19 protein-coding genes are annotated in these 18,915 nt (G+C 42.4%); 14 read left to right on the forward strand and 5 right to left on the reverse strand.

Annotated features, from left to right (window positions below; translation table 11 throughout):
- Window positions 1-74: 74 nt before the first annotated feature.
- Both VR862_RS08745 and murB read left to right on the forward strand, forming a co-directional pair.
- Window positions 75-1,265: a pyridoxal phosphate-dependent aminotransferase gene (locus tag VR862_RS08745; RefSeq protein ID WP_324720581.1), complete on the forward strand. Its 1,191-nt coding sequence runs from the start codon at window positions 75-77 to the stop codon at window positions 1,263-1,265.
- Window positions 1,265-2,278 carry a UDP-N-acetylmuramate dehydrogenase gene (gene murB, locus VR862_RS08750; protein ID WP_324720582.1) on the forward strand — a complete coding sequence of 338 codons (1,014 nt, stop codon included), beginning with the start codon at window positions 1,265-1,267 and terminating at the stop codon, window positions 2,276-2,278. Before VR862_RS08745 ends, murB begins: the two co-directional genes overlap by 1 nt.
- A 76-nt stretch (window positions 2,279-2,354) precedes the next feature.
- Here the strand turns inward: murB and VR862_RS08755 are convergent, their stop codons facing one another.
- Together VR862_RS08755 and VR862_RS08760 are read right to left on the reverse strand one after the other, a co-directional pair.
- A complete protein-coding gene (locus tag VR862_RS08755; RefSeq protein WP_324720583.1) occupies window positions 2,355-2,966 on the reverse strand; it encodes a fasciclin domain-containing protein in 612 nt (203 codons plus the stop codon).
- A 122-nt stretch (window positions 2,967-3,088) separates the two neighbouring features.
- Complete coding sequence (locus VR862_RS08760) at window positions 3,089-3,715, reverse strand: fasciclin domain-containing protein (RefSeq protein WP_324720584.1); 627 nt, start codon at window positions 3,713-3,715, stop codon at window positions 3,089-3,091.
- Between the two features lie 165 nt (window positions 3,716-3,880).
- On the opposite strand from VR862_RS08760, the gene VR862_RS08765 reads away from it, so the two are divergent.
- The 6 genes from VR862_RS08765 to VR862_RS08790 all read left to right on the forward strand — a co-directional run bounded on the left by VR862_RS08765 (window position 3,881) and on the right by VR862_RS08790 (window position 10,043).
- Window positions 3,881-4,087 carry a membrane or secreted protein gene (locus tag VR862_RS08765; protein ID WP_324720585.1) on the forward strand — a complete coding sequence of 69 codons (207 nt, stop codon included), beginning with the start codon at window positions 3,881-3,883 and terminating at the stop codon, window positions 4,085-4,087.
- 13 nt (window positions 4,088-4,100) lie between these two features.
- Entirely contained in the window at window positions 4,101-5,201 is a 1,101-nt protein-coding gene (locus VR862_RS08770) for a glycosyltransferase (RefSeq protein ID WP_324720586.1), read from the forward strand.
- Window positions 5,192-5,764: an RNA polymerase sigma factor gene (locus VR862_RS08775; protein WP_324720587.1), complete on the forward strand. Its 573-nt coding sequence runs from the start codon at window positions 5,192-5,194 to the stop codon at window positions 5,762-5,764. Before VR862_RS08770 ends, VR862_RS08775 begins: the two co-directional genes overlap by 10 nt.
- Window positions 5,765-5,882: 118 nt before the next feature.
- Complete coding sequence (lipA, locus tag VR862_RS08780) at window positions 5,883-6,752, forward strand: lipoyl synthase (protein ID WP_324720588.1); 870 nt, start codon at window positions 5,883-5,885, stop codon at window positions 6,750-6,752.
- Window positions 6,752-7,786: a type I glyceraldehyde-3-phosphate dehydrogenase gene (gene gap / locus VR862_RS08785; RefSeq protein ID WP_324720589.1), complete on the forward strand. Its 1,035-nt coding sequence runs from the start codon at window positions 6,752-6,754 to the stop codon at window positions 7,784-7,786. The genes lipA and gap overlap by 1 nt, the downstream gene beginning before the upstream one ends.
- Before the next feature lie 31 nt (window positions 7,787-7,817).
- Window positions 7,818-10,043 carry a hybrid sensor histidine kinase/response regulator gene (locus VR862_RS08790; protein WP_324720590.1) on the forward strand — a complete coding sequence of 742 codons (2,226 nt, stop codon included), beginning with the start codon at window positions 7,818-7,820 and terminating at the stop codon, window positions 10,041-10,043.
- A 95-nt stretch (window positions 10,044-10,138) separates the two neighbouring features.
- On the opposite strand, the gene lpxK is transcribed toward VR862_RS08790, so the two are convergent.
- A complete protein-coding gene (gene lpxK / locus VR862_RS08795; protein ID WP_324720591.1) occupies window positions 10,139-11,146 on the reverse strand; it encodes a tetraacyldisaccharide 4'-kinase in 1,008 nt (335 codons plus the stop codon).
- A 206-nt stretch (window positions 11,147-11,352) separates the two neighbouring features.
- On the opposite strand from lpxK, the gene VR862_RS08800 reads away from it, so the two are divergent.
- The 5 genes from VR862_RS08800 to VR862_RS08820 all read left to right on the forward strand — a co-directional run bounded on the left by VR862_RS08800 (window position 11,353) and on the right by VR862_RS08820 (window position 16,228).
- Entirely contained in the window at window positions 11,353-12,447 is a 1,095-nt protein-coding gene (locus VR862_RS08800) for a Nif3-like dinuclear metal center hexameric protein (RefSeq protein ID WP_324720592.1), read from the forward strand.
- Between the two features lie 2 nt (window positions 12,448-12,449).
- Window positions 12,450-13,229 (forward strand): zinc ribbon domain-containing protein, encoded by a 780-nt coding sequence (locus VR862_RS08805; protein WP_324720593.1) that lies wholly within the window; start codon window positions 12,450-12,452, stop codon window positions 13,227-13,229.
- Window positions 13,230-13,435: 206 nt separating this feature from the next.
- Window positions 13,436-14,011 (forward strand): hypothetical protein, encoded by a 576-nt coding sequence (locus tag VR862_RS08810; protein ID WP_324720594.1) that lies wholly within the window; start codon window positions 13,436-13,438, stop codon window positions 14,009-14,011.
- 1 nt (window position 14,012) lies between these two features.
- Window positions 14,013-14,666 (forward strand): peptide-methionine (S)-S-oxide reductase MsrA, encoded by a 654-nt coding sequence (gene msrA / locus VR862_RS08815; protein ID WP_324720595.1) that lies wholly within the window; start codon window positions 14,013-14,015, stop codon window positions 14,664-14,666.
- A gap of 65 nt (window positions 14,667-14,731) precedes the next feature.
- The gene (locus tag VR862_RS08820; RefSeq protein WP_324720596.1) at window positions 14,732-16,228 is read left to right on the forward strand and encodes a potassium/proton antiporter; all 1,497 of its coding nucleotides are present in this window, start codon (window positions 14,732-14,734) and stop codon (window positions 16,226-16,228) included.
- A 69-nt stretch (window positions 16,229-16,297) separates the two neighbouring features.
- On the opposite strand, the gene VR862_RS08825 is transcribed toward VR862_RS08820, so the two are convergent.
- Window positions 16,298-16,729 carry an organic hydroperoxide resistance protein gene (locus VR862_RS08825; protein WP_324720597.1) on the reverse strand — a complete coding sequence of 144 codons (432 nt, stop codon included), beginning with the start codon at window positions 16,727-16,729 and terminating at the stop codon, window positions 16,298-16,300.
- A 74-nt stretch (window positions 16,730-16,803) separates the two neighbouring features.
- On the opposite strand from VR862_RS08825, the gene meaB reads away from it, so the two are divergent.
- A complete protein-coding gene (gene meaB / locus VR862_RS08830; RefSeq protein WP_324720598.1) occupies window positions 16,804-17,880 on the forward strand; it encodes a methylmalonyl Co-A mutase-associated GTPase MeaB in 1,077 nt (358 codons plus the stop codon).
- Here meaB and VR862_RS08835 read toward each other — a convergent pair.
- Window positions 17,875-18,816, reverse strand: a complete 942-nt coding sequence (locus tag VR862_RS08835) for an NAD-dependent epimerase/dehydratase family protein (RefSeq protein ID WP_324720599.1) — start codon at window positions 18,814-18,816, stop codon at window positions 17,875-17,877. The two genes, meaB and VR862_RS08835, sit on opposite strands and share 6 nt — an antisense overlap.
- Between the last annotated feature and the right edge of the window lie 99 nt (window positions 18,817-18,915).

The following is an 18,915-nucleotide window of genomic DNA, read 5'->3' on the forward strand; positions in this document are numbered from 1 at the left end:
GGATGTGATAAAAATTACGAAAATTATCTTTCTGAATTTTAATTTTTGCAACTTTGTAAGCCAAAATTTTAAATATGCCACGCATTTCAAACAAAGGGCAGGCAATGCCCGAATCTCCTATAAGAAAACTGGTTCCCTATGCCGAAGCTGCAATAAAAAAAGGGCGTACCATCTATCAACTCAACATAGGCCAGCCGGACATTAAAACGCCCGCTAAAGCTCTTGCTGCAGTAAAAGACAATAATATTGAGGTTCTCTCCTACAGTCATTCTGCAGGATTCGAAAGTTACCGTACAAAACTGGCGGACTATTACAGCAAACACAATATTGATATAGATGCAAATGAGCTCATTATTACAACTGGTGGATCTGAAGCTCTGCTTTTTACTATGGGCAGTATTTGCGATGCGGGGGACGAAGTCATAATACCGGAACCTTTTTATGCCAATTATAATGGTTTTGCTACCGCATCGGGCGTGAAAGTTGTGCCTGTAGAATCCAAAATTGAAGATAGTTTTGCACTCCCTCCAATTTCGGAATTTGAAAAGCTCATCACCCCAAAGACCAAAGCAATACTTATTTGCAATCCCGGAAATCCTACGGGTTATCTCTACACCAAAGAAGAGATAGGTCAACTTGCAGAAATTGTGAAGAAACACGATCTCTTCATAGTTGCCGACGAAGTTTACAGGGAATTTGCCTATGAAGGTGCAAAACACCATTCCATAATGAGTGTAGCCGGTTTGGAGCAAAATGCTATCATGATAGATTCGGTTTCGAAGCGTTATAGCATGTGTGGAGCTAGGATTGGTTGTGTTGTTTCAAAAAATAAGGACTTTATGGCAACAGCAATGAAATTTGCCCAGGCACGATTGAGTCCGCCAACTTTTGCGCAAATCGCAAGCGAGGCTGCTTTGGAAACAGAACAGGATTATTTCGATGAAGTTATTGAAGAATATACGTCGCGTAGAAATACTCTGGTCAATGGTCTGGAGCAGATTGAAGGAGTAAGAGTCGCCGTTCCCAAGGGAGCCTTCTATTGTATAGCCGAATTACCTGTTGCAGATGCCGAAGATTTTGCCAAGTGGCTCCTTGAAAGTTTTGAGCTCGACAACGAAACCGTAATGGTAGCTCCTGCTGCAGGATTCTATTCTACTCCCAACACAGGATTAAACCAGGTAAGAATTGCGTATGTCCTAAAAAAGGAAAATCTGGTAAGAGCAATTGAAATCCTAAAAGAAGCGCTAAAGCAATACAAAGGATAATGAAAATCCTTTCCAACATTTCTCTTAAACCATACAACACTTTTGGCATAGATGTGAAAGCCCGCAAATTTGTGGAGGTCACATCTGTGGAAGAACTCCGGGAAACACTTAAGAATATTTATGCTTCAGAGCTCTTCATTCTTGGAGGCGGGAGCAATATGCTCCTTACAAAAGATGTTGAAAAGACTGTTGTTCATATAAACCTGAAAGGACGGGAAATTGTTAAAGAGACCGAGGATGAGGCAATAGTAAAAGCTATGGCCGGGGAGAACTGGCATGAATTTGTTTGCTATTGCATCAACAATGACTTTGGCGGCCTGGAGAATCTTTCCCTCATTCCCGGAAATGTAGGCACTGCTCCTATTCAAAATATTGGAGCTTATGGAGTGGAGATCAAAGACAGTTTTAAAAGCTGCACCGCCATGGATCTTCAGACGCTGGAACTAGTGACCTTTTCGCGGGAGGATTGTAAATTCGGGTACAGGGATTCCATCTTTAAAAATGAAGCCAAAGGAAGATATATTATCACGAGCGTAAACTTCAGACTCAAGAAAAAAGATCACCAGCTGAATACTTCTTATGGATCCATTGATCAATATCTTGAAGAGAAAGGTATTAAAGATCCGACAATCGGTGACATTTCTGAAGCAGTCATTAACATTAGGGAATCAAAATTACCCAACCCAAAAGAGCTTGGCAACAGCGGAAGTTTTTTTAAAAATCCCGTAGTATCCAAAGAGAAGCTGGAAGAATTAAAAGAAAAATTTTCGGAAATTCCGTTTTACGTAGTTGATGAAGATCTGGTAAAGATACCTGCAGGCTGGTTGATCGAACAGGCCGGGCTGAAAGGTCATAGAGAAGGTGATGCAGGAGTACACAAAAAACAGGCTCTAGTCCTGGTAAACTATGGAAATGCTACCGGAAAAGAGATCCTCGCCCTTTCAGAAAAAATTCAGAAGAAAGTTGGGGAAATGTTTGGAGTTGAGATACAGCCTGAAGTCAACATCTTCTAAAAATTTAGATACATAAAAATAAACCGGCTCAAAAATGACCTTTTTGAGCCGGTTTGCTTTTCTGCCTCTTTGGAATCTATTGTTCGGTAGTTATGGTAACTGGCTCAACAAGTCCCGCAGGAAGCAATACTGTGTCAATAATATAAGCTGTTCCATTTTCGATTTCGAAATTCTCCATGATATTTGCCGTTACTCCATTGGCATCTACCAGGACCACCTTATCTCCATCCATAGTAAAGGTAATTTCCTCACCTTCAAAGGTTGGTAAGACTAATGAACCATTCGCATTCCTTATTTCCTGCTTAAGCTCCTCCAACGTATAATTTGCCTCTACAATGTGGTAGGGAATGACAGATTCCGGACTTGTTTCCAGGATATCGTAACCCTGTTGTCTGTACACACGGCTGTATGCCCTGTTGCTTGGCGCAAAAACCATATATGGATCTGTCACCACATCCAGGGTATCTTCAATATTCCAAACATTGAGGCCGGTGGCGAAAGTGCTTAGTTCGGGATTACCTTCAATTGCATCTACGGTGGAATTTCTCTCGCGCAGATCCTCCACACTTTCTTCAAAATTCTCTTCCTGCATTTTGAGATTGTCAGCATCCGGGTCTTCCCTCTCATTGTCTTTACAGGAATTAAGACTGAACATAAGAAGTGCACCAAATAAAATAAGATATCGCATTTTCATATTTTTTCTTTTTAACTAATTCAAACTTAATTTATTAAAAAGCTGACTTTTAACCGAATAAGAAGTTATAATCCTTAGTTAAAATGAAAAATTAAGAGTAAAAGGAAATTAGCAGTCTACATACCTTCTTCCCCAGTATTGCGCCGGCCTTGTCCTGGTTCCAGTACATTATCGATAATGTGATAGACTCCATAGAATTCCTCCATATTAGAAGTTTCTATAGCAGCTTTATTCCCAAGGACATCGATGAGCACTATTTTATCACCCTCCATAGTTGCCCATAGTTTTTCACCAAGGGCTGTTCTTAATTCGTATCTCCCATTTTCTGATGCCTTTATCCTCTCGCGCAGATAATCGACCGTCATTTCCCCCTCTACCATATAATAGCGTATTCTGTTGTCGAGGCCGATGCTGTCACCGGTATTCATTTCTCTTGCAGGAATTCTGTCGTATGCTGCATTTGAGGGAGCAAAAATGGTGTAGAGTCCTTCTTCACCCTCGAATTCCTCTTCAATACCAGATTGTCCTATTTCTTCAGTAAAAGAACTCAGCTCATCATTTTCCCGCATTTTTGCAAGGAGATAACTCCGTGCCATTGGCCGGTCCTGGTCTCTTAGTTCATCCTTTTTTTCTTCGGCAGGAATAATGTCAACTTCAGTATCCTCTCCTCGTTCCTTGTCCTGACAGGAAGCAAGCCCTAGTAACAGGCAAATGGTCGCAATTCTTAAAAACTTGTGCCTCATAACAAATAAAATTTAGGTCCTTTAGTAAGTTATTACGATAAGATCCTACTACATATTTAAGCACTATAAATTTTAGTTAAATTAATGTAAATGAAGACCTAATTAAATTTTTCATTCACTTCTTATAGTGCCTATTATTCGTTATTTTTGCACAAAATTTTGGTTATGGAACTTATATTGATCACTATAGTATTACTGGGATTAGCTGTTGCGGGCATCGCTATAAAAATATGGGGTAAAAAAGATGGAAAATTCAGTGGAACCTGCGCTAGCCAAAGTCCGTTTTTGAACAAAGAAGGAGAAGCCTGCAGTTATTGCGGCAAATTACCCGATGAAGTTAAAGACTGTGATCAACCGCATACGGTAAAATAATTCCTCTCACAGCATGCTAACCATCCTTATCGCCTTTGTTCTCATTGGCCTTATTAACCTGTGCTATTATCTTGGCTTCTTCAAATTTGCTCTGGCTTCTGTTGAGAATCCACCTGCCTATAAAAATCTTCCGGTTTCGGTAATCATTTGTGCAAAAAATGAAGCTGAAAACCTTCGGAATTTCCTTCCGATAATTCTATCACAGGATCATCCCGACTTTGAAGTGGTGGTGATAAACGATGCTTCTGCAGATGAGACCCTGGAGGTGCTTGAGGATTTCCAAAGTCGGGACAGCCGGGTGAAGATCGTAGATGTTCAGAACAACGAAGCATTTTGGGCCAACAAAAAATATGCACTTACCCTAGGCATCAAAAAGGCCAAAAAACCTTATCTACTATTTACCGATGCAGATTGCCGTCCCGAGACCAGCCAATGGCTGCAGGAAATGAGCGCCCATTTTGAAGATCAAAAAAGCATAGTGCTGGGCTATGGGGGATATTTGATCAATACGCGGTCAATCCTGAACAAATTGATCCGGTTTGAGACCCTTTTTACTGCCATACAATATTTCTCCTATGCCAGTTGGGGCAAACCCTATATGGGTGTAGGCAGGAATCTGGCTTACACTTCTGAAGAGTTTTTTGCACAAAACGGCTTTGCGACACATCTACACGTAAAAGCCGGAGATGATGATCTTTTTGTAAACAGAGCGGCCAACCGATCTAACACAGCACTCTGCTTCACTCCAACCGCCATCACCCGAAGTGTCCCGAAGGCTGATTTTAAATCCTGGTTCACTCAGAAGAGAAGGCACGTTTCCATTGCTTCCCACTATAAAAAGGAACACCAGTTCATCCTGGGATTATTTTATACATCCCAATTATTATTCTGGATCCTGTTCTTTGCACTCCTTTTCACTTCTTTTTGGCAGGTGTCTTTAATTTTTCTTGCTATTAGGTGGATAGTACAGGGAACAGTCATCTACAACTCGGGTAAAAAATTTGGAGAGACCGACCTTTTTTGGGTTTTCCCTTTCCTGGAGTTGTTTCTTATATGGGCTCAATTAGCTATATTTATAGCTAATCTCGTTTCAAAACCTACTCATTGGAAATAGAACCAAATCTACTTCAGCAACAAATCGAAAAAGCAAAAAAAGGGAAGCAGGCTGCTTTTAATTATTTGCTGGACAGATTTTGGAATGACGTCTATAGCTTTCAGCTTAAGCGCACCCAGAATGAATCTGATGCCGAGGATATCACCATTCAGGCTTTTTCAAGAGCTTTCGATAAAATTGACACTTTTGACCCCCAATATACTTTCAAGACCTGGATCATTACGATCTCAAAAAATATTCATGTCGATCTTGTAAGGAAGAAAAAGGCATCCATTCGCTCCCAGACTACCGATGAAGAGGATGACCGGGTACACAGGATTCCCGACGATGCCCCTACAATTGAAGACACTTTAATTACCGAGCAAAACCTGGCTCAACTTCTAAGGGATATCAAAAAGCTGAAGACTCCTTACCAGGAAGTAATCAATTTGAGGTATTTTCAGGAAATGAGCTACAAGGAGATCTCTGCTCACCTCCAGGAACCAATGAATAACGTCAAAGTGAAGCTGTTGAGAGCTAAAAAATTGCTGGCCGAAGTCATTGAGAAAAGAACCGGCAATTAAGCCGCTTAGCTCGTCCAGTACAGTTGTTGTAATTAAAGCTTTTTGTTATTGCCCGATAAGATCAACCTTCTTCCCAAATAATTGTTGATTCTCTCTGATATTGTATCTTTGCAGCCTTATGGAAACACAGCAAATCCCTACACAAAGAACCCCCAAACCCAAGTGGCTAAGGGTGAAATTACCTACCGGAAAGAAGTACACCGAGCTGCGGGGTGTCGTTGATAAATACAACCTACACACCATTTGCACCTCCGGAAGTTGTCCTAACATGGGAGAATGTTGGGGAGAAGGAACTGCTACTTTCATGATCCTGGGTAACATTTGCACCCGTTCCTGCGGATTTTGCGGCGTAAAAACCGGAAGACCAGAAACTTTGGATTGGGATGAGCCCGAGAAAGTGGCCCGCTCCATCAAATTGATGAAGATCAAACATGCCGTGATCACCAGCGTCGACAGGGATGATCTAAAGGATATGGGTTCTATTATGTGGGCCGAGACCGTTACTGCAATTCGCCGTATGAATCCTGAGACCACCCTGGAAACTCTCATTCCCGACTTTCAGGGGGTGGAAAGAAATATTGACCGTATCATAGCAGTAAATCCAGAGATCGTTTCGCATAACATGGAAACTGTAAAGCGACTTACACGGGAAGTACGTATACAGGCTAAATACGAGCGTAGCCTGCAGGTCTTAAAGTACCTAAAGCAGCAAGGGATCAAACGAACCAAATCGGGAATCATGTTAGGGCTGGGAGAAAAAGAGGAAGAAGTTATCCAAACCCTTAAAGATTTGAGGGAAGTGGATCTTGACATTGTTACTATAGGCCAATACCTTCAGCCAACGAAGCAACACCTACCTGTTCACGAATTTGTAACACCCGAGCAGTTTAAAAAATATGAGACCATCGGGCTGGAACTGGGCTTCAGGCATGTTGAAAGTGGCGCTTTAGTTAGATCTTCATACAAAGCACAAAAACACCTCACTTAATGGGGGGCATAAAACCTTCAGCAGAGACAAGTAAAAAGATCCGCATTGGGATCAATGGATTCGGCCGTATTGGCCGAAACCTGTTTAGGCTGCTTCTTGATCATCAAAACCTTGAGGTAGTGGCGATCAATGATATCGCATCTGCCCCTACCCTGGCTCATCTTCTTAAGTACGACAGCATCCACGGAGTGCTGAAAAAAGATGTTTCGTCTACAGAAAATTCTATTGTTGTAGATGGGATTGAAGTTCCTGTTTTGAGTAATTCAAACCCTCAGTATATAAATTGGAGCGAGCACCGGGTGGATATTGTGGTAGAAAGCACAGGAAAATTCAAGACCCGGGAACTGCTGCAGCCACACCTGAAAAAAGGTGTCAAAAAGGTGATTTTAAGCGTTCCTCCGCAGGACGAGTCTGTTAAAATGGTGGTTTTGGGAGTCAATGAAAATATTCTCGATGGGACAGAGGATATTATTTCCAATGCCTCCTGCACAACGAACAATGCTGCGCCTATGCTCAAGATCATAAATGAGCTCGCAGGTGTGAAACAGGCATATATCACCACAGTTCATTCCTATACCACAGATCAAAGCCTTCATGATCAACCTCACAAGGATCTACGAAGAGCACGGGCTGCCGGTCAATCTATCGTTCCCACCACGACAGGTGCTGCCAAAGCCCTGACCAGCATTTTCCCCGATTTATCTGATGTTATTGGAGGCTGCGGGATTAGGGTTCCCGTTGCAAATGGCAGTTTAACCGATATGACGCTTCACGTCAAAAAGGAAACTACCATTGAGGCGATAAACGAAGCCTTTAAATGTGCGGCCCGGGGACCACTAAAGCATATCCTGGAATACACAGAAGACCCCATTGTTTCTATAGATATTAATGGAAATACGCACTCCTGTATTTTTGATGCACAGATGACCTCGGTTGTGGGAGGAAATTTCGTTAAAATAATAGGATGGTACGACAATGAAATTGGATATTCGAGCCGGCTTATCGATTTAATTTCCCATGTTTCAATTAAATAATTATATTTAGCCTCAGTTATCTACGTCCCAAATGAAGAATTTTACTCTTTTAATGGTGGCAATTTTATTCTATTCCTTTTCCTTCGCCCAGGAGAACAACCTACAGGAAGTAGACGAATTAAATGCCACTATTGAACAGCTGTTGGAAGACGCAGAAGAATCTATCAACAGCGTTCGCTTTGACCAGGCTCTACGGGAGTTGAACACTGCCCTTGAGCTGTCGAGAACTATCAACCATCCCAGGTTGATAGCGCTTTCCAGTAGTCTTCTTGCGCAACTCCATTACGTACGTCATGAAAATGACAAGGCCGCGACAGAGCTACAACGCGCGATTTCCCTACAACGGGAGATCAATGATGAAGAAGGCCTCGCCTACAGTTATCTTAACTTCGGAAAGATCTTTACCGCAAAGCAGGTTTTCGACAGGGCAACAGAATATTTCGACCTTTCTGAAACGCTTTACAAAAAATTAGGTGATAAGGAAAATCTTGGAGTAGTAGACCTCAACAGAGGAATCCTGTACCTCAATACGGCAAAGCGACCTCATGCTGCTTTAACCTTACTGAATTCAGCCGAAGAAAAGTTAAAGACCAGCAGCAATGAATATGAGCGGGGGAGAGTGCATTATTATAAAGCACGTGCTTACCAGGCCACCGGCCAGTTCGAAAAGGCACTGGAAGAGGCAGAAATCAGCATGGAGTACGCCCAAAGAAACCAGTTTGGCGCAATGATCCAGCATACCATGCTCGTACAGAGTCAGCTGCAGGAAGAAATGGGAAATTACGCCGAGGCTTTGGCACTACTTCGTCAAAATAACGTTTTTCGGGATTCAATTTACAATCTCAACCGGGAAGTCCTGGCTGTGGATACCTCTGCTCCCTATGGAGTAGATGCCATGAAGAGCACGATGAATGAATTGACCCGTACCAAAGAAGAGGCTGAAAGGACTTTGAAAGTGAATAAACTCACCACTATTTTGAGTGTGGCTTTGATCACCATACTTTCCCTGCTCACTCTTTCGCTTTACAAGAACAACAACTTAAGAGCCAGGGCGAATGATCTGCTTCAAAAAAAGAATTCTGAACTGGTCACCGCAAAGGAAAATGCCGAAAAGGCTTCTCTTGCAAAAGCCCAGTTCCTATCTACAATCACACACGAGCTCAGGACTCCACTATACGCAGTAACAGGTTTAACTCACCTCCTACTCGAAGAAAGTCCTACAGAAAATCAAAAAGAACACCTCAACTCGCTGAAGTTCTCCGGAGAATACCTGCTTTCACTCATCAACAATATCCTCGACCTGAATAAACTGGAAGCTAAAAAGGTGGAAATGCTGGAAAGTTCTTTTAATCTCAAGAAAAGGATAACAGATGTACTTGTTGCATTAAAGAATTCAGCAGAAGATAAAAGAACGAAACTACACCTGGAGTTTGGTCAGGATATTCCCAAGAAATTAAAAGGTGACCCTCTAAAGATCTCACAGATCCTTATCAACCTGGTTGGAAATTCCATCAAATTCACCGAAAATGGAGATATCTGGGTTAGGGTAAAGCGTATTAGTCAGAATGATTGCAAGGTGTTGCTAAGATTTGAAATTCAGGATACCGGTGAAGGAATTAGCAAGGAGAAGCAAAAAGCTATTTTTGAAAACTTCACTCAGGGCTCCCTGCAGATCAACAGAAAGTTTGGCGGCACCGGCCTGGGCCTTTCTATTGTTAAAAATCTTCTTAACCTTATGGATAGTGAGATCCACCTTGAGAGCGAACTTGGGGAAGGCTCATTATTCTATTTTGAACTAAGTTTTGAAGCTCTGGAACCGGCCACTCCACAAAGTATAACCGGAAATGAGATCCCGGAGCCATTGTCCAATGACATTATGCACAACAAGAAGATCCTTATAGTTGAGGATAACAAGATCAACCAGATGATCACAAGAAAGATCCTGGAAAAGAATAAGGTGATCTGTGACGTAGCCGATAATGGCACAATAGCTATTTCAAAAGTGGAGAATAACCACTTCGACCTAATTTTGATGGATATCCATATGCCGGGAATTAGCGGGATTGAGGCTACAAAAGAAATCAGAAAGTTCAATGAATCCATCCCGATCATCGCTCTTACCGCAGTAACCCTGGAAGAGAGTTTGGATGAATTCTATCTCAACGGGTTTAATGACATTATCCCGAAGCCGTACAAAACGGAGGAGTTCTTTCAGAAAATCAATAAATATTTGAGCCAGGAAAAGGCCGCAGTATAAAACTTGGCACAAGGTTTGATAAAATGTTAGCTCAGGTTATTGTAAGAGATAGTTTGAATTAGCCAAAAATATAAAGAATGAGACTGTAACAGGTCTCATTCTTTTTTTACGTAATTAAGGATCAGCTCATTAAAGTCTTTTTCCCTGTGTAGAAAAGCTGTTCTGATTGGCAAGTAAAATATTTTTTCCCGGGAAATCTCATTTTTGAGCCTCATATAATCCTTTTCGGTAGTAATTATAAGTTCCTCGTGTTGCAATTCCCTTAGCTCCGGCTCTGTAAAATTATGATGATCCTTATAAGCCTTGTGATCAAACTTCAACCCCTGCTCCCGGAGGAATTTGACCAGAGGTTGCGGATTGGCAATTCCGGTGACCAGCGTAAAATGGGTATTTTTAAGCTCCTTAAGCGTGAGGGATCTGTTCCTTCCCAGAACCGATTCGTTGTATTGGATACTACTGAAGAAAACCTCCTGCCCCGGTTTTGGCCTTAACTTCTTAATAATCTCCATCTGCTCCCGTACGTCAAGATCAGGAGGACATTTAGTGACCACGATGACCTTCGCTCTTTTGGCTCCCGATGCAGGTTCCCGTAAGTTCCCTGCAGGCAAGACGAGATCATTCCTGTAGATTTTTGAATATGAGGTAAGCAGCAGGTAAAAGCCTGCAGCAACACGCCTGTGCTGGAAAGCATCATCAAGTACAACCACTTCGGGTTGTGGTTTTTCCTTTAATAGTTCTTCAATACCATTGGTGCGACTCTCGTCCACAGCTACCATGACCTGGGGAAATTTGTGCTTGAACTGCAAGGGTTCATCGCCAACTTCAGCTGCAGTTTCCTGTCCGGTGAGCAGTATATATCCGCTGCTGTTCCTCCTGTAGCCACGGCTAAGGGTTGCCACTCTGTGCTCCTTCCGAAGTAATTCTGTAAGATATTCCACCATTGGAGATTTTCCGGTACCACCCATGCTCAAATTCCCAACGGCAATTACCGGCAGGTCATAATGCTTCGAAGGAAGAATTCCATGGTCGTAAAGCTTATTGCGTACGCGCATAGCACCACCATATAGAATGGAAAATGGATAAAGAAATTTTCTTGCAGACATGAACGCGAAGGTAATTTTTTTCCTGAAACAGAAACAGAATTTCTGAGGTATGGCATCAAAATAAGATAGTTAAAATTTACCCTTTTTAAAACCTTTGTTAGCCTTTAAAATTTCCTGAAAAACTTACCATCCCAAGGTAGATATATACAAGCTCTTCTTTTGACTTGAGAATTTTTATCTTTGGATTCGTCAGCAAAATCAAGATCATGCGCATACAGGATATCATCCCCGAAATAGAAAAGTTAGCACCCACTGCATATGCCGAAGGTTTCGACAATGTAGGCCTACTAACAGGTTCTCCCGAAAAGGAAGTCACCGGAGTCCTGGTCACTCTGGACACTTTGGAAAACGTGGTAGATGAGGCCATTGAGAAGGATTGCAACCTCATTCTGAGCTTTCATCCAATAATATTTTCCGGTCTTAAAAAACTTACCGGCAGTAATTATGTGGAGAGGACCGTGCTAAAGGCCATTAAAAATGATATTGCCATCTACGCAATTCATACGGCATTAGACAATAGTTTTAAGGGCGTAAATGACATGATTTGCGAACAATTGGGACTCAAAAAGCGCAGGATTCTAATTCCTCAAACAGGAACTATTAAAAAATTGATCACGTTTGTGCCCAAAAAGGATGCGGCCAGCGTGCGGGAAGCACTCTTTGCAGCCGGAGCAGGAACTATTGGAAATTATGACCACTGTAGTTTCAATCTCATTGGCAGCGGATCTTTCCGCGGTAATGAGGAGTCAAATCCGGTGATTGGAAGAAAAGGGGAAACCCATTATGAGGAAGAGGTCCAGATTGGAGTAACTTTTCCAAAGCACCTGGAAAAGGGAATTATAAAAGCTCTTTTTGAGGGACATCCATATGAAGAAGTAGCGTATGAAGTGACCAGCCTTGAAAATGTAAATCAGCATATCGGTATGGGCATGTTGGGTGAGCTTGAAGAAGAGCTGGACGAAAGGAGCTTTTTGAAGCAGGTAAAAGAAATTTTTGGGACCGGCTGTATAAGACATTCCGCATTGCTCGAAAAACCGATCAAAAAAGTTGCTGTTTTAGGTGGCAGTGGAAGCTTTGCTATCGAAAAGGCTGCTGCAGCGGGAGCAGATATCTTCATCACTGCCGATCTCAAATATCATGACTTCTATAAAGCCGAGCAAAAACTGGTATTGGCAGACATTGGGCACTATGAAAGTGAGCAGTACACAAAAAACCTTCTGGCCTCTTATCTTAAGAAAAAATTTGCTAATTTTGCAGTCGTTTTATCAAACACAGATACCAATCCTATCAAGTATTTTTAACTATGGCAAAAAAATCCGATGTTACTGTAGAAGAGAAGTTAAGAGCGTTGTACGATCTTCAACTTATAGATTCCCGCGTGGATGAGATAAGAAACGTGCGAGGTGAACTTCCGCTTGAGGTAGAAGATTTAGAAGATGAAGTAGCAGGCCTTAATACCCGTTTGGAAAAAATGGATGCCGATCTTGAAGTGATCGATCAGGATATCAATGCAAAGAAAGTTTTGATTGAAGATGCTAAAGCATTGATCAAAAAATATAACGAGCAGCAAAAGAATGTACGTAACAACCGTGAATTCAATGCGCTTTCGAAAGAAGTTGAATTTCAGGAGCTGGAAATAGAGCTGGCTGAAAAGCAGATCAAGGAGTACAGAGCTCAGATCGAGCAGAAAAAAGAGGTGATCGAGCAAACAAAGGCCCGTCTCGAAGAAAGACAAAAGCATCTTGATCACAAGAAAGGTGAACTTGACGAAATTCTTGCCGAAACTGAAAAAGAGGAGAAAGCCCTTCTTGACAAATCAAAAGAATTTGAAAAGCAGATCGAAGAGCGCCTGGTTAATGCCTACAAAAGGATACGCAGCAGTGTTAAAAATGGTCTTGCAGTAGTTCCCGTGGAAAGAGGAGCTTCGGGGGGATCTTTCTTCACCATTCCGCCACAGGTAATTATGGAGATCGCAGGTCGCAGAAAGATCATTACCGATGAACACAGTGGCCGAATTCTAGTTGACGAAGAACTTGCGCAGGAAGAAAGACAAAAAATGAATGAGCTTTTCCAAAGCTTCTAGACATTTTCTTATAAAGACTAAGAAACCCTTCGCCAAAGCGAGGGGTTTTTTGTTTATCAACATAATGTGGAAGGCGGTAGACGATAGACGGTAGAGCCCCTGTCGTGACCTTCAAATTCTTAGCCTCGGATTACGGAAGGGCGTTAACATCTGTTTCACAATAATGTAATCTGTAAGCTTTACCTTTAAAGAATAAACCTACAGCTATGAAAAAACTGCTTTTCATTATTCTGGTTGTGATGTATTCCTGTAATGACGGGAAAACCACTACGTCTGAGACTTCAGAAAGAGTAACTCCTGATAGTATTAATGCTGATACCCTGCCGCCGGGAAATATTCAGGAGGAAAGGGATGCGGTGCAGACAGAGAAAGAAGAAATACGAACTGCAGCCGAACCTATGGCAGCATATCAAGGACGATATCGCAAAATAGTCAAGGATTCGGCAGGAGATGATTGTAACTGTAATTGTATTGAAATTGCATATGACAGGGCTACCGAATGGTGTATAGATAAGGATAAGTTATATATGAGTGCCCGTTGCAAGAAAACAGGAGAAAATACAGCCGATGTCTATTTTGTATCCTCTAGCAGGGAGATATCGCCAGACAGACCTCTTCCCTGGGAAGAATTTGACACGAATACTCCCGTAGCCACCCTCACCTTTCAACCCGATGGTAGTGCAACACTGGACTGGCTGGGGTTTTCCAGTAATGGAGAAGTCTTGACAGATTATGCTCTGTACGGTAAAAAGACACTGGAAGGAACTTATAAAAAAGAATAGAATGAAATATTTGCTTTTGACGCTGCTTATCAGCTTTACTGCCTGCGGAAACTCTTCGGGCGAAAGCGTGACCTTACCTGAAATTGCTAATGCCGAGCCGGTAGAAGTACCTTCCCAAGATGGCCTTGAGAGGGCGTATTTTGCCAGTGGTTGTTTTTGGTGTGTAGAAGCTGTTTTCGAGAGTGTTATCGGGGTTGAAGAAGCTATTTCGGGCTACTCCGGCGGACATACCAAAAATCCGACTTACGAGGAAAGCAATACAGGCAGGACAGGACACGCCGAGGCGGTGGAAGTCATCTATGATCCTGAGGTCATTGATTTTGCAACCCTTACAGATGTTTACTTTGGCTCCATGGATCCCACCCAAAAGAATGGACAGGGACCAGATATCGGCTCCCAATATCGGTCCATTATTTTTTATCAAAACAAGGAGCAAAAGAAGATCATAGAGCAAAAAATGAAAGAATTGGCCAGCCAGTACAAAAAAGCTATTGCCGTAGAGGTTTTGCCTTTTCAAAAATTCTGGAAAGCAGAAGATTACCATCAGGATTACAAGAAATATAATCCCAACGATCCATACATTAGAAATGTCTCGGTTCCCCGAATGAACAGGTTCAAAAAGAAATTTCCGCAGCTACTCAAGGAGAACCAATAGAAATCAGCTTTCCAAAAAAGTTAAAATTGGCTTTCTTTGCGGAAACTGAATAAGCCTCACCACGTATGGGTATTACCACAGAGAATGTATTGCTTATAGGTTCCCTACTGCTGCTCATCAGTATACTTGCAGGGAAAACTTCGTACAAATTTGGCGTACCCACTCTTATCTTATTCCTTTCCGTAGGAATGCTGGCAGGGTCTGAAGGAATTGGACAAATAGAATTCGATGACCCTCAGCTCGCCCAGTTCGTTGGAATTGTTTCCTTGAATTTCATTCTCTTTTCGGGGGGATTGGATACCAACTGGCGTAGTATAAAACCTATCCTGTGGCACGGGATATCCCTTTCCACCCTTGGAGTTCTGTTTACTGCTGTTTCTTTGGGTACTTTCGTATGGGCAATTACAGATTTTAGTATCTATGAAGGTCTTCTTCTAGGTGCCATTGTTTCCTCTACAGACGCCGCTGCTGTTTTCTCTATTCTGCGTTCCAAGAATATGGCTTTAAAGGCCAATCTTAGACCTACCCTGGAGCTGGAGAGTGGTAGTAATGATCCTATGGCATATTTCCTCACCATCGCTTTTTTGGGTCTGGTGGTAAATCAGGATCAAAGTCTGCTCTCGATAATTCCTCTTTTCCTGAAGCAGATCCTCATTGGGGCTGCCCTGGGCTTTCTCTTCGGAAAACTGAGTAAAATGATCATTAATAGAATTACTCTTGATTTTGAAGGGTTGTATCCGGTACTGGCCATAGCGCTTATGTTCCTGTCCTTTTCGGCTACCGACAGGCTTGGCGGAAACGGTTTTCTCGCTGTGTACCTTACCGGGGTTTATCTGGGAAATCAGGATCTCATTCATAAAAAGACGATCATGCGATTCTTTGACGGGGTGGCATGGCTAATGCAAATTGTTCTCTTCCTTACCCTGGGGCTACTGGTCTTTCCAAGTGATATCCTTCCGGTAATTGGGCTGGGGATACTTATTTCGGGATTCCTTATTCTTATTGCCCGGCCTATAGGAGTTTTTCTTAGTCTTGCCCCTTTCAAAATGAAGATGCGCCGCCGCTGGTATATCTCGTGGGTTGGGCTTCGAGGGGCAGTGCCAATAGTTTTTGCTACCTATCCCCTACTTGCAGGTATTGAAAAGGCACATATGATCTTCAATATTGTGTTTTTTGTTTCTCTAACTTCGGTCCTGGTACAGGGAACAACTTTGTCTAAAGTTGCACACTGGCTACATGTGGCCCTTCCAAAAAAGGCAAAAAGAATCTCCCCTGTAGATGCATTTCTCGCCGATGGTACTAAATCTCTTATAAGGGAGATCACTATTCCGCCAGATAATTTTTCTGTGGGAAAGAGGATTGTGGACCTGCATTTTCCAAGGAACGCAATTATTGCAATGATCTCCAGGAACGGCCAGTTTTTGACCCCTAATGGCGCCACGCAGATCGAGGAGGATGATACCCTGATCGTACTAATGGAAAATCAAAGAAACGTAGAAGCGGTTTACAACAGCCTGCACCTCGCCTACAATCCCGATACAGAGGATGAGAACAATCTTTAAAATTCTTCAAAGAGAGCACTAAAAAAGGGCATTTTTCAATGCCCTTTGTTTCTGGTTTAAAAGAAGGATCTAGTCCTCCTCATCCAGCATAAGGTTGAGAGTCACGTCAATGTTATCTCGCGTAGCTCTGGAATAAGGGCAAATCTCATGTGCTTCATTGACCAGTTTTTCTCCGGTTTCTACATCAACACCGGGAATATAAGAATCCAGGATAACTGAAAGCTGAAGATCTCCCTCTTCTGTCGTTCCCAGCTCTACTGAAGCGGTAACTGAAAAATCCCCAAGATCTACCTTGTGCTTTTTGGCCATAACCTGCAGGGCACTGCCGTAGCAGGCAGAGTACGCCGCTGCAAAAAGTTGTTCAGGGTTGGTCTTTTCTTCCCCTTTCCCACCCATGGATTTAGGCTTACTGAGTTCTAAATCTAAAATTCCATCGTCACTTCTCACATTTCCTTCTCTCCCGCCTGTTGTGGTGGCTACGCCGGTATACAATGTCTTCATAATGATCTTTTATTTTGTTATTTTAGTACTTCAATATACAAATAAGATCTCCACCTAAAAAGTTATTCCCTGTTTTGAAAAAACTATCGGCTTTACATGAAAAAGAAGGCAGTCGCCCTTCCTCGGAAGTTAATGCCGCAATGGCAAAAAAAATAAGGGATTCCCGAAGAAAAGAAGTAACTGTAGATGTTCTTTTTGAAAGGCTAAGAGCAGGTGACAAGTCTGCTTTGAGCCAGGGTATTACGCTGGTAGAAACAAATCAGCCAAAGCAGCAGGAGAAGGCAGCCCAGCTTATTGAGCGATGTTTGCCTTTTGCAAATACCTCGATAAGGATCGGGATCACAGGAGTTCCAGGGGTGGGTAAAAGCACATTTATTGAAGCTTTTGGCAGTCACCTGGCCAACGCCGGTAAAAAGGTGGCAGTGCTGGCAGTAGATCCTAGCAGTTCCATATCGGGTGGAAGTATTCTTGGGGACAAGACAAGAATGGAAACGCTGGTAAATCACCCAAACGCCTTTATAAGGCCTTCCCCTTCTGGTGATTCTCTTGGTGGGGTGGCAAAAAAGACGCGGGAGACGATCATCTTATGTGAGGCTGCAGGTTTTGATACCCTGTTGATCGAGACAGTTGGGGTTGGGCAAAGTGAAACCACCGTGCACAGTATGACCGACTTCTTTTTATTGTTGAAGCTCGCCGGGGCGGGTGATGAACTCCAGGGAATAAAGCGTGGCATAATGGAAATGGCCGATGCAATAGTGATCAATAAAGCCGATGGAGAAAACCTGAAACCGGCAGAAAGAGCCCGGGCCGAATTTAGAAGAGCACTGCATTTATATCCCGAAAAAGAAAGTGGCTGGCAGCCGAAGGTGTTATTGTGCAGCGCCTATTATAAAGAAGGTATTTCGGAAGTTTGGGAGCTTATCTCAGACTATGAGCAGAAAATGAAAAAAAGTGGAAATTTCGATAAAAAAAGACATGAACAAAACAAATTCTGGCTTTTACAAACGATAAATGAGCATCTTAAAAGTCGGTTTTACAATCAGCCGGAGATAAAGAAATTGCTTAATGAGCAACTGGAAGCTTTGGAGAATAATGAAACCACTCCTTTTGAAGCAGCACACTTCTTACTGCAGCGCTACCGGGAATTATAGAAAGTTTTCCATGTACCAGTCCACCTGCAGCCGGATTCCCTCCTTTAGACTTGTTTTTGGTTTATAACCCAAAATCTTCTTTGCCTTTCCAATATTTGCCAGGGTCCTGAATTGATCACCGGCTCTGCGCGGCTGTACTTCAAGTTTGATCCGTTTTCCCAGGATATCCTCCACTATATTAATTCCTTCCTGGGTCTTATGCTCATCTTCGGCACCAAGATTAATGATCTCCCCATCCAGGTCCTCATACACTTTTATTGCTCTGTAGATCCCATCCACTATATCCCCCACGTAGGTAAAACTTCTCAAGTGCTTCTCACTCCCTTCAAAAATCGGAAAAACTTCATCCTTTACACCACAGGTGATGAGTTTTGTGTAGAGTTTTTCTGGTCGCTCCCTTGGACCATAAACTGAAAACAATCTTAAAGATGAGGCTTTTAGTAGATTTGCCCGGCTTTTGGCCAGCACCAGCTGCTCTGCCGCCAGTTTTGACACTCCGTAGAAAGAAGCCGGTTTAGGTGCAACGGTTTCAGGAAAAGTTGCCTCCAGTCCATAAACTGAAGAAGTAGAAATATTAAAGAAATGTTTCAGGTCTTTATTTGCCTCCGCAAAGTTGAGGAGGTGTTGGGTAGCAATAACATTGTTGCTGAAATAATCATCAAATGTAGATGTTGAGGAAATGCCGGGTTGTGCAGCAAAATGGACTATGAAGTCGAATTCCGGTGACAGGACCGAATATTCTGCAGGATTTCTAAGATCCATTTTGATTACCTCAATACCCTTCTTTTCAAGAGCTTCAGCATTAAGTTCTTTCAGTGCAATATCGTAATGATCAGAAAAATTATCTAAGCCTGTGACATCAAATCCTTCTTGTTGTAAACGTTCTGCAGCATGTGATCCAATGAATCCGGCGGCTCCCGTTATCAAAACTTTCATGTTTGCTGGTTTGCCCGAACTAAAATCGGTTGTTGGTCTTATGCAAAGAAACGAGTATTTTCTTAATTACAGGTCTCCCTCAAAGACATCTGAATATTA

The sequence above is a fragment of the Salinimicrobium aquimaris genome (genome assembly GCF_035607535.1).
Lineage (GTDB): Bacteria > Bacteroidota > Bacteroidia > Flavobacteriales > Flavobacteriaceae > Salinimicrobium.

What these genes read in the sequence shown, in the direction of transcription:
- msrA (WP_324720595.1), top strand. Translation starts at nt 14,013, where the DNA reads ATGAAATATTTGCTTTTGACGCTGCTTATCAGCTTTACTGCCTGCGGA.
- lpxK (WP_324720591.1), bottom strand. Translation starts at nt 11,146, where the DNA reads ATGTCTGCAAGAAAATTTCTTTATCCATTTTCCATTCTATATGGTGGT.
- VR862_RS08760 (WP_324720584.1), bottom strand. Translation starts at nt 3,715, where the DNA reads ATGAGGCACAAGTTTTTAAGAATTGCGACCATTTGCCTGTTACTAGGG.
- VR862_RS08765 (WP_324720585.1), top strand. Translation starts at nt 3,881, where the DNA reads ATGGAACTTATATTGATCACTATAGTATTACTGGGATTAGCTGTTGCG.
- VR862_RS08835 (WP_324720599.1), bottom strand. Translation starts at nt 18,816, where the DNA reads ATGAAAGTTTTGATAACGGGAGCCGCCGGATTCATTGGATCACATGCT.
- VR862_RS08800 (WP_324720592.1), top strand. Translation starts at nt 11,353, where the DNA reads ATGCGCATACAGGATATCATCCCCGAAATAGAAAAGTTAGCACCCACT.
- VR862_RS08805 (WP_324720593.1), top strand. Translation starts at nt 12,450, where the DNA reads ATGGCAAAAAAATCCGATGTTACTGTAGAAGAGAAGTTAAGAGCGTTG.
- VR862_RS08820 (WP_324720596.1), top strand. Translation starts at nt 14,732, where the DNA reads ATGGGTATTACCACAGAGAATGTATTGCTTATAGGTTCCCTACTGCTG.
- VR862_RS08810 (WP_324720594.1), top strand. Translation starts at nt 13,436, where the DNA reads ATGAAAAAACTGCTTTTCATTATTCTGGTTGTGATGTATTCCTGTAAT.
- gap (WP_324720589.1), top strand. Translation starts at nt 6,752, where the DNA reads ATGGGGGGCATAAAACCTTCAGCAGAGACAAGTAAAAAGATCCGCATT.
- VR862_RS08790 (WP_324720590.1), top strand. Translation starts at nt 7,818, where the DNA reads ATGAAGAATTTTACTCTTTTAATGGTGGCAATTTTATTCTATTCCTTT.
- VR862_RS08755 (WP_324720583.1), bottom strand. Translation starts at nt 2,966, where the DNA reads ATGCGATATCTTATTTTATTTGGTGCACTTCTTATGTTCAGTCTTAAT.
- VR862_RS08825 (WP_324720597.1), bottom strand. Translation starts at nt 16,729, where the DNA reads ATGAAGACATTGTATACCGGCGTAGCCACCACAACAGGCGGGAGAGAA.
- murB (WP_324720582.1), top strand. Translation starts at nt 1,265, where the DNA reads ATGAAAATCCTTTCCAACATTTCTCTTAAACCATACAACACTTTTGGC.
- VR862_RS08770 (WP_324720586.1), top strand. Translation starts at nt 4,101, where the DNA reads ATGCTAACCATCCTTATCGCCTTTGTTCTCATTGGCCTTATTAACCTG.
- VR862_RS08745 (WP_324720581.1), top strand. Translation starts at nt 75, where the DNA reads ATGCCACGCATTTCAAACAAAGGGCAGGCAATGCCCGAATCTCCTATA.
- lipA (WP_324720588.1), top strand. Translation starts at nt 5,883, where the DNA reads ATGGAAACACAGCAAATCCCTACACAAAGAACCCCCAAACCCAAGTGG.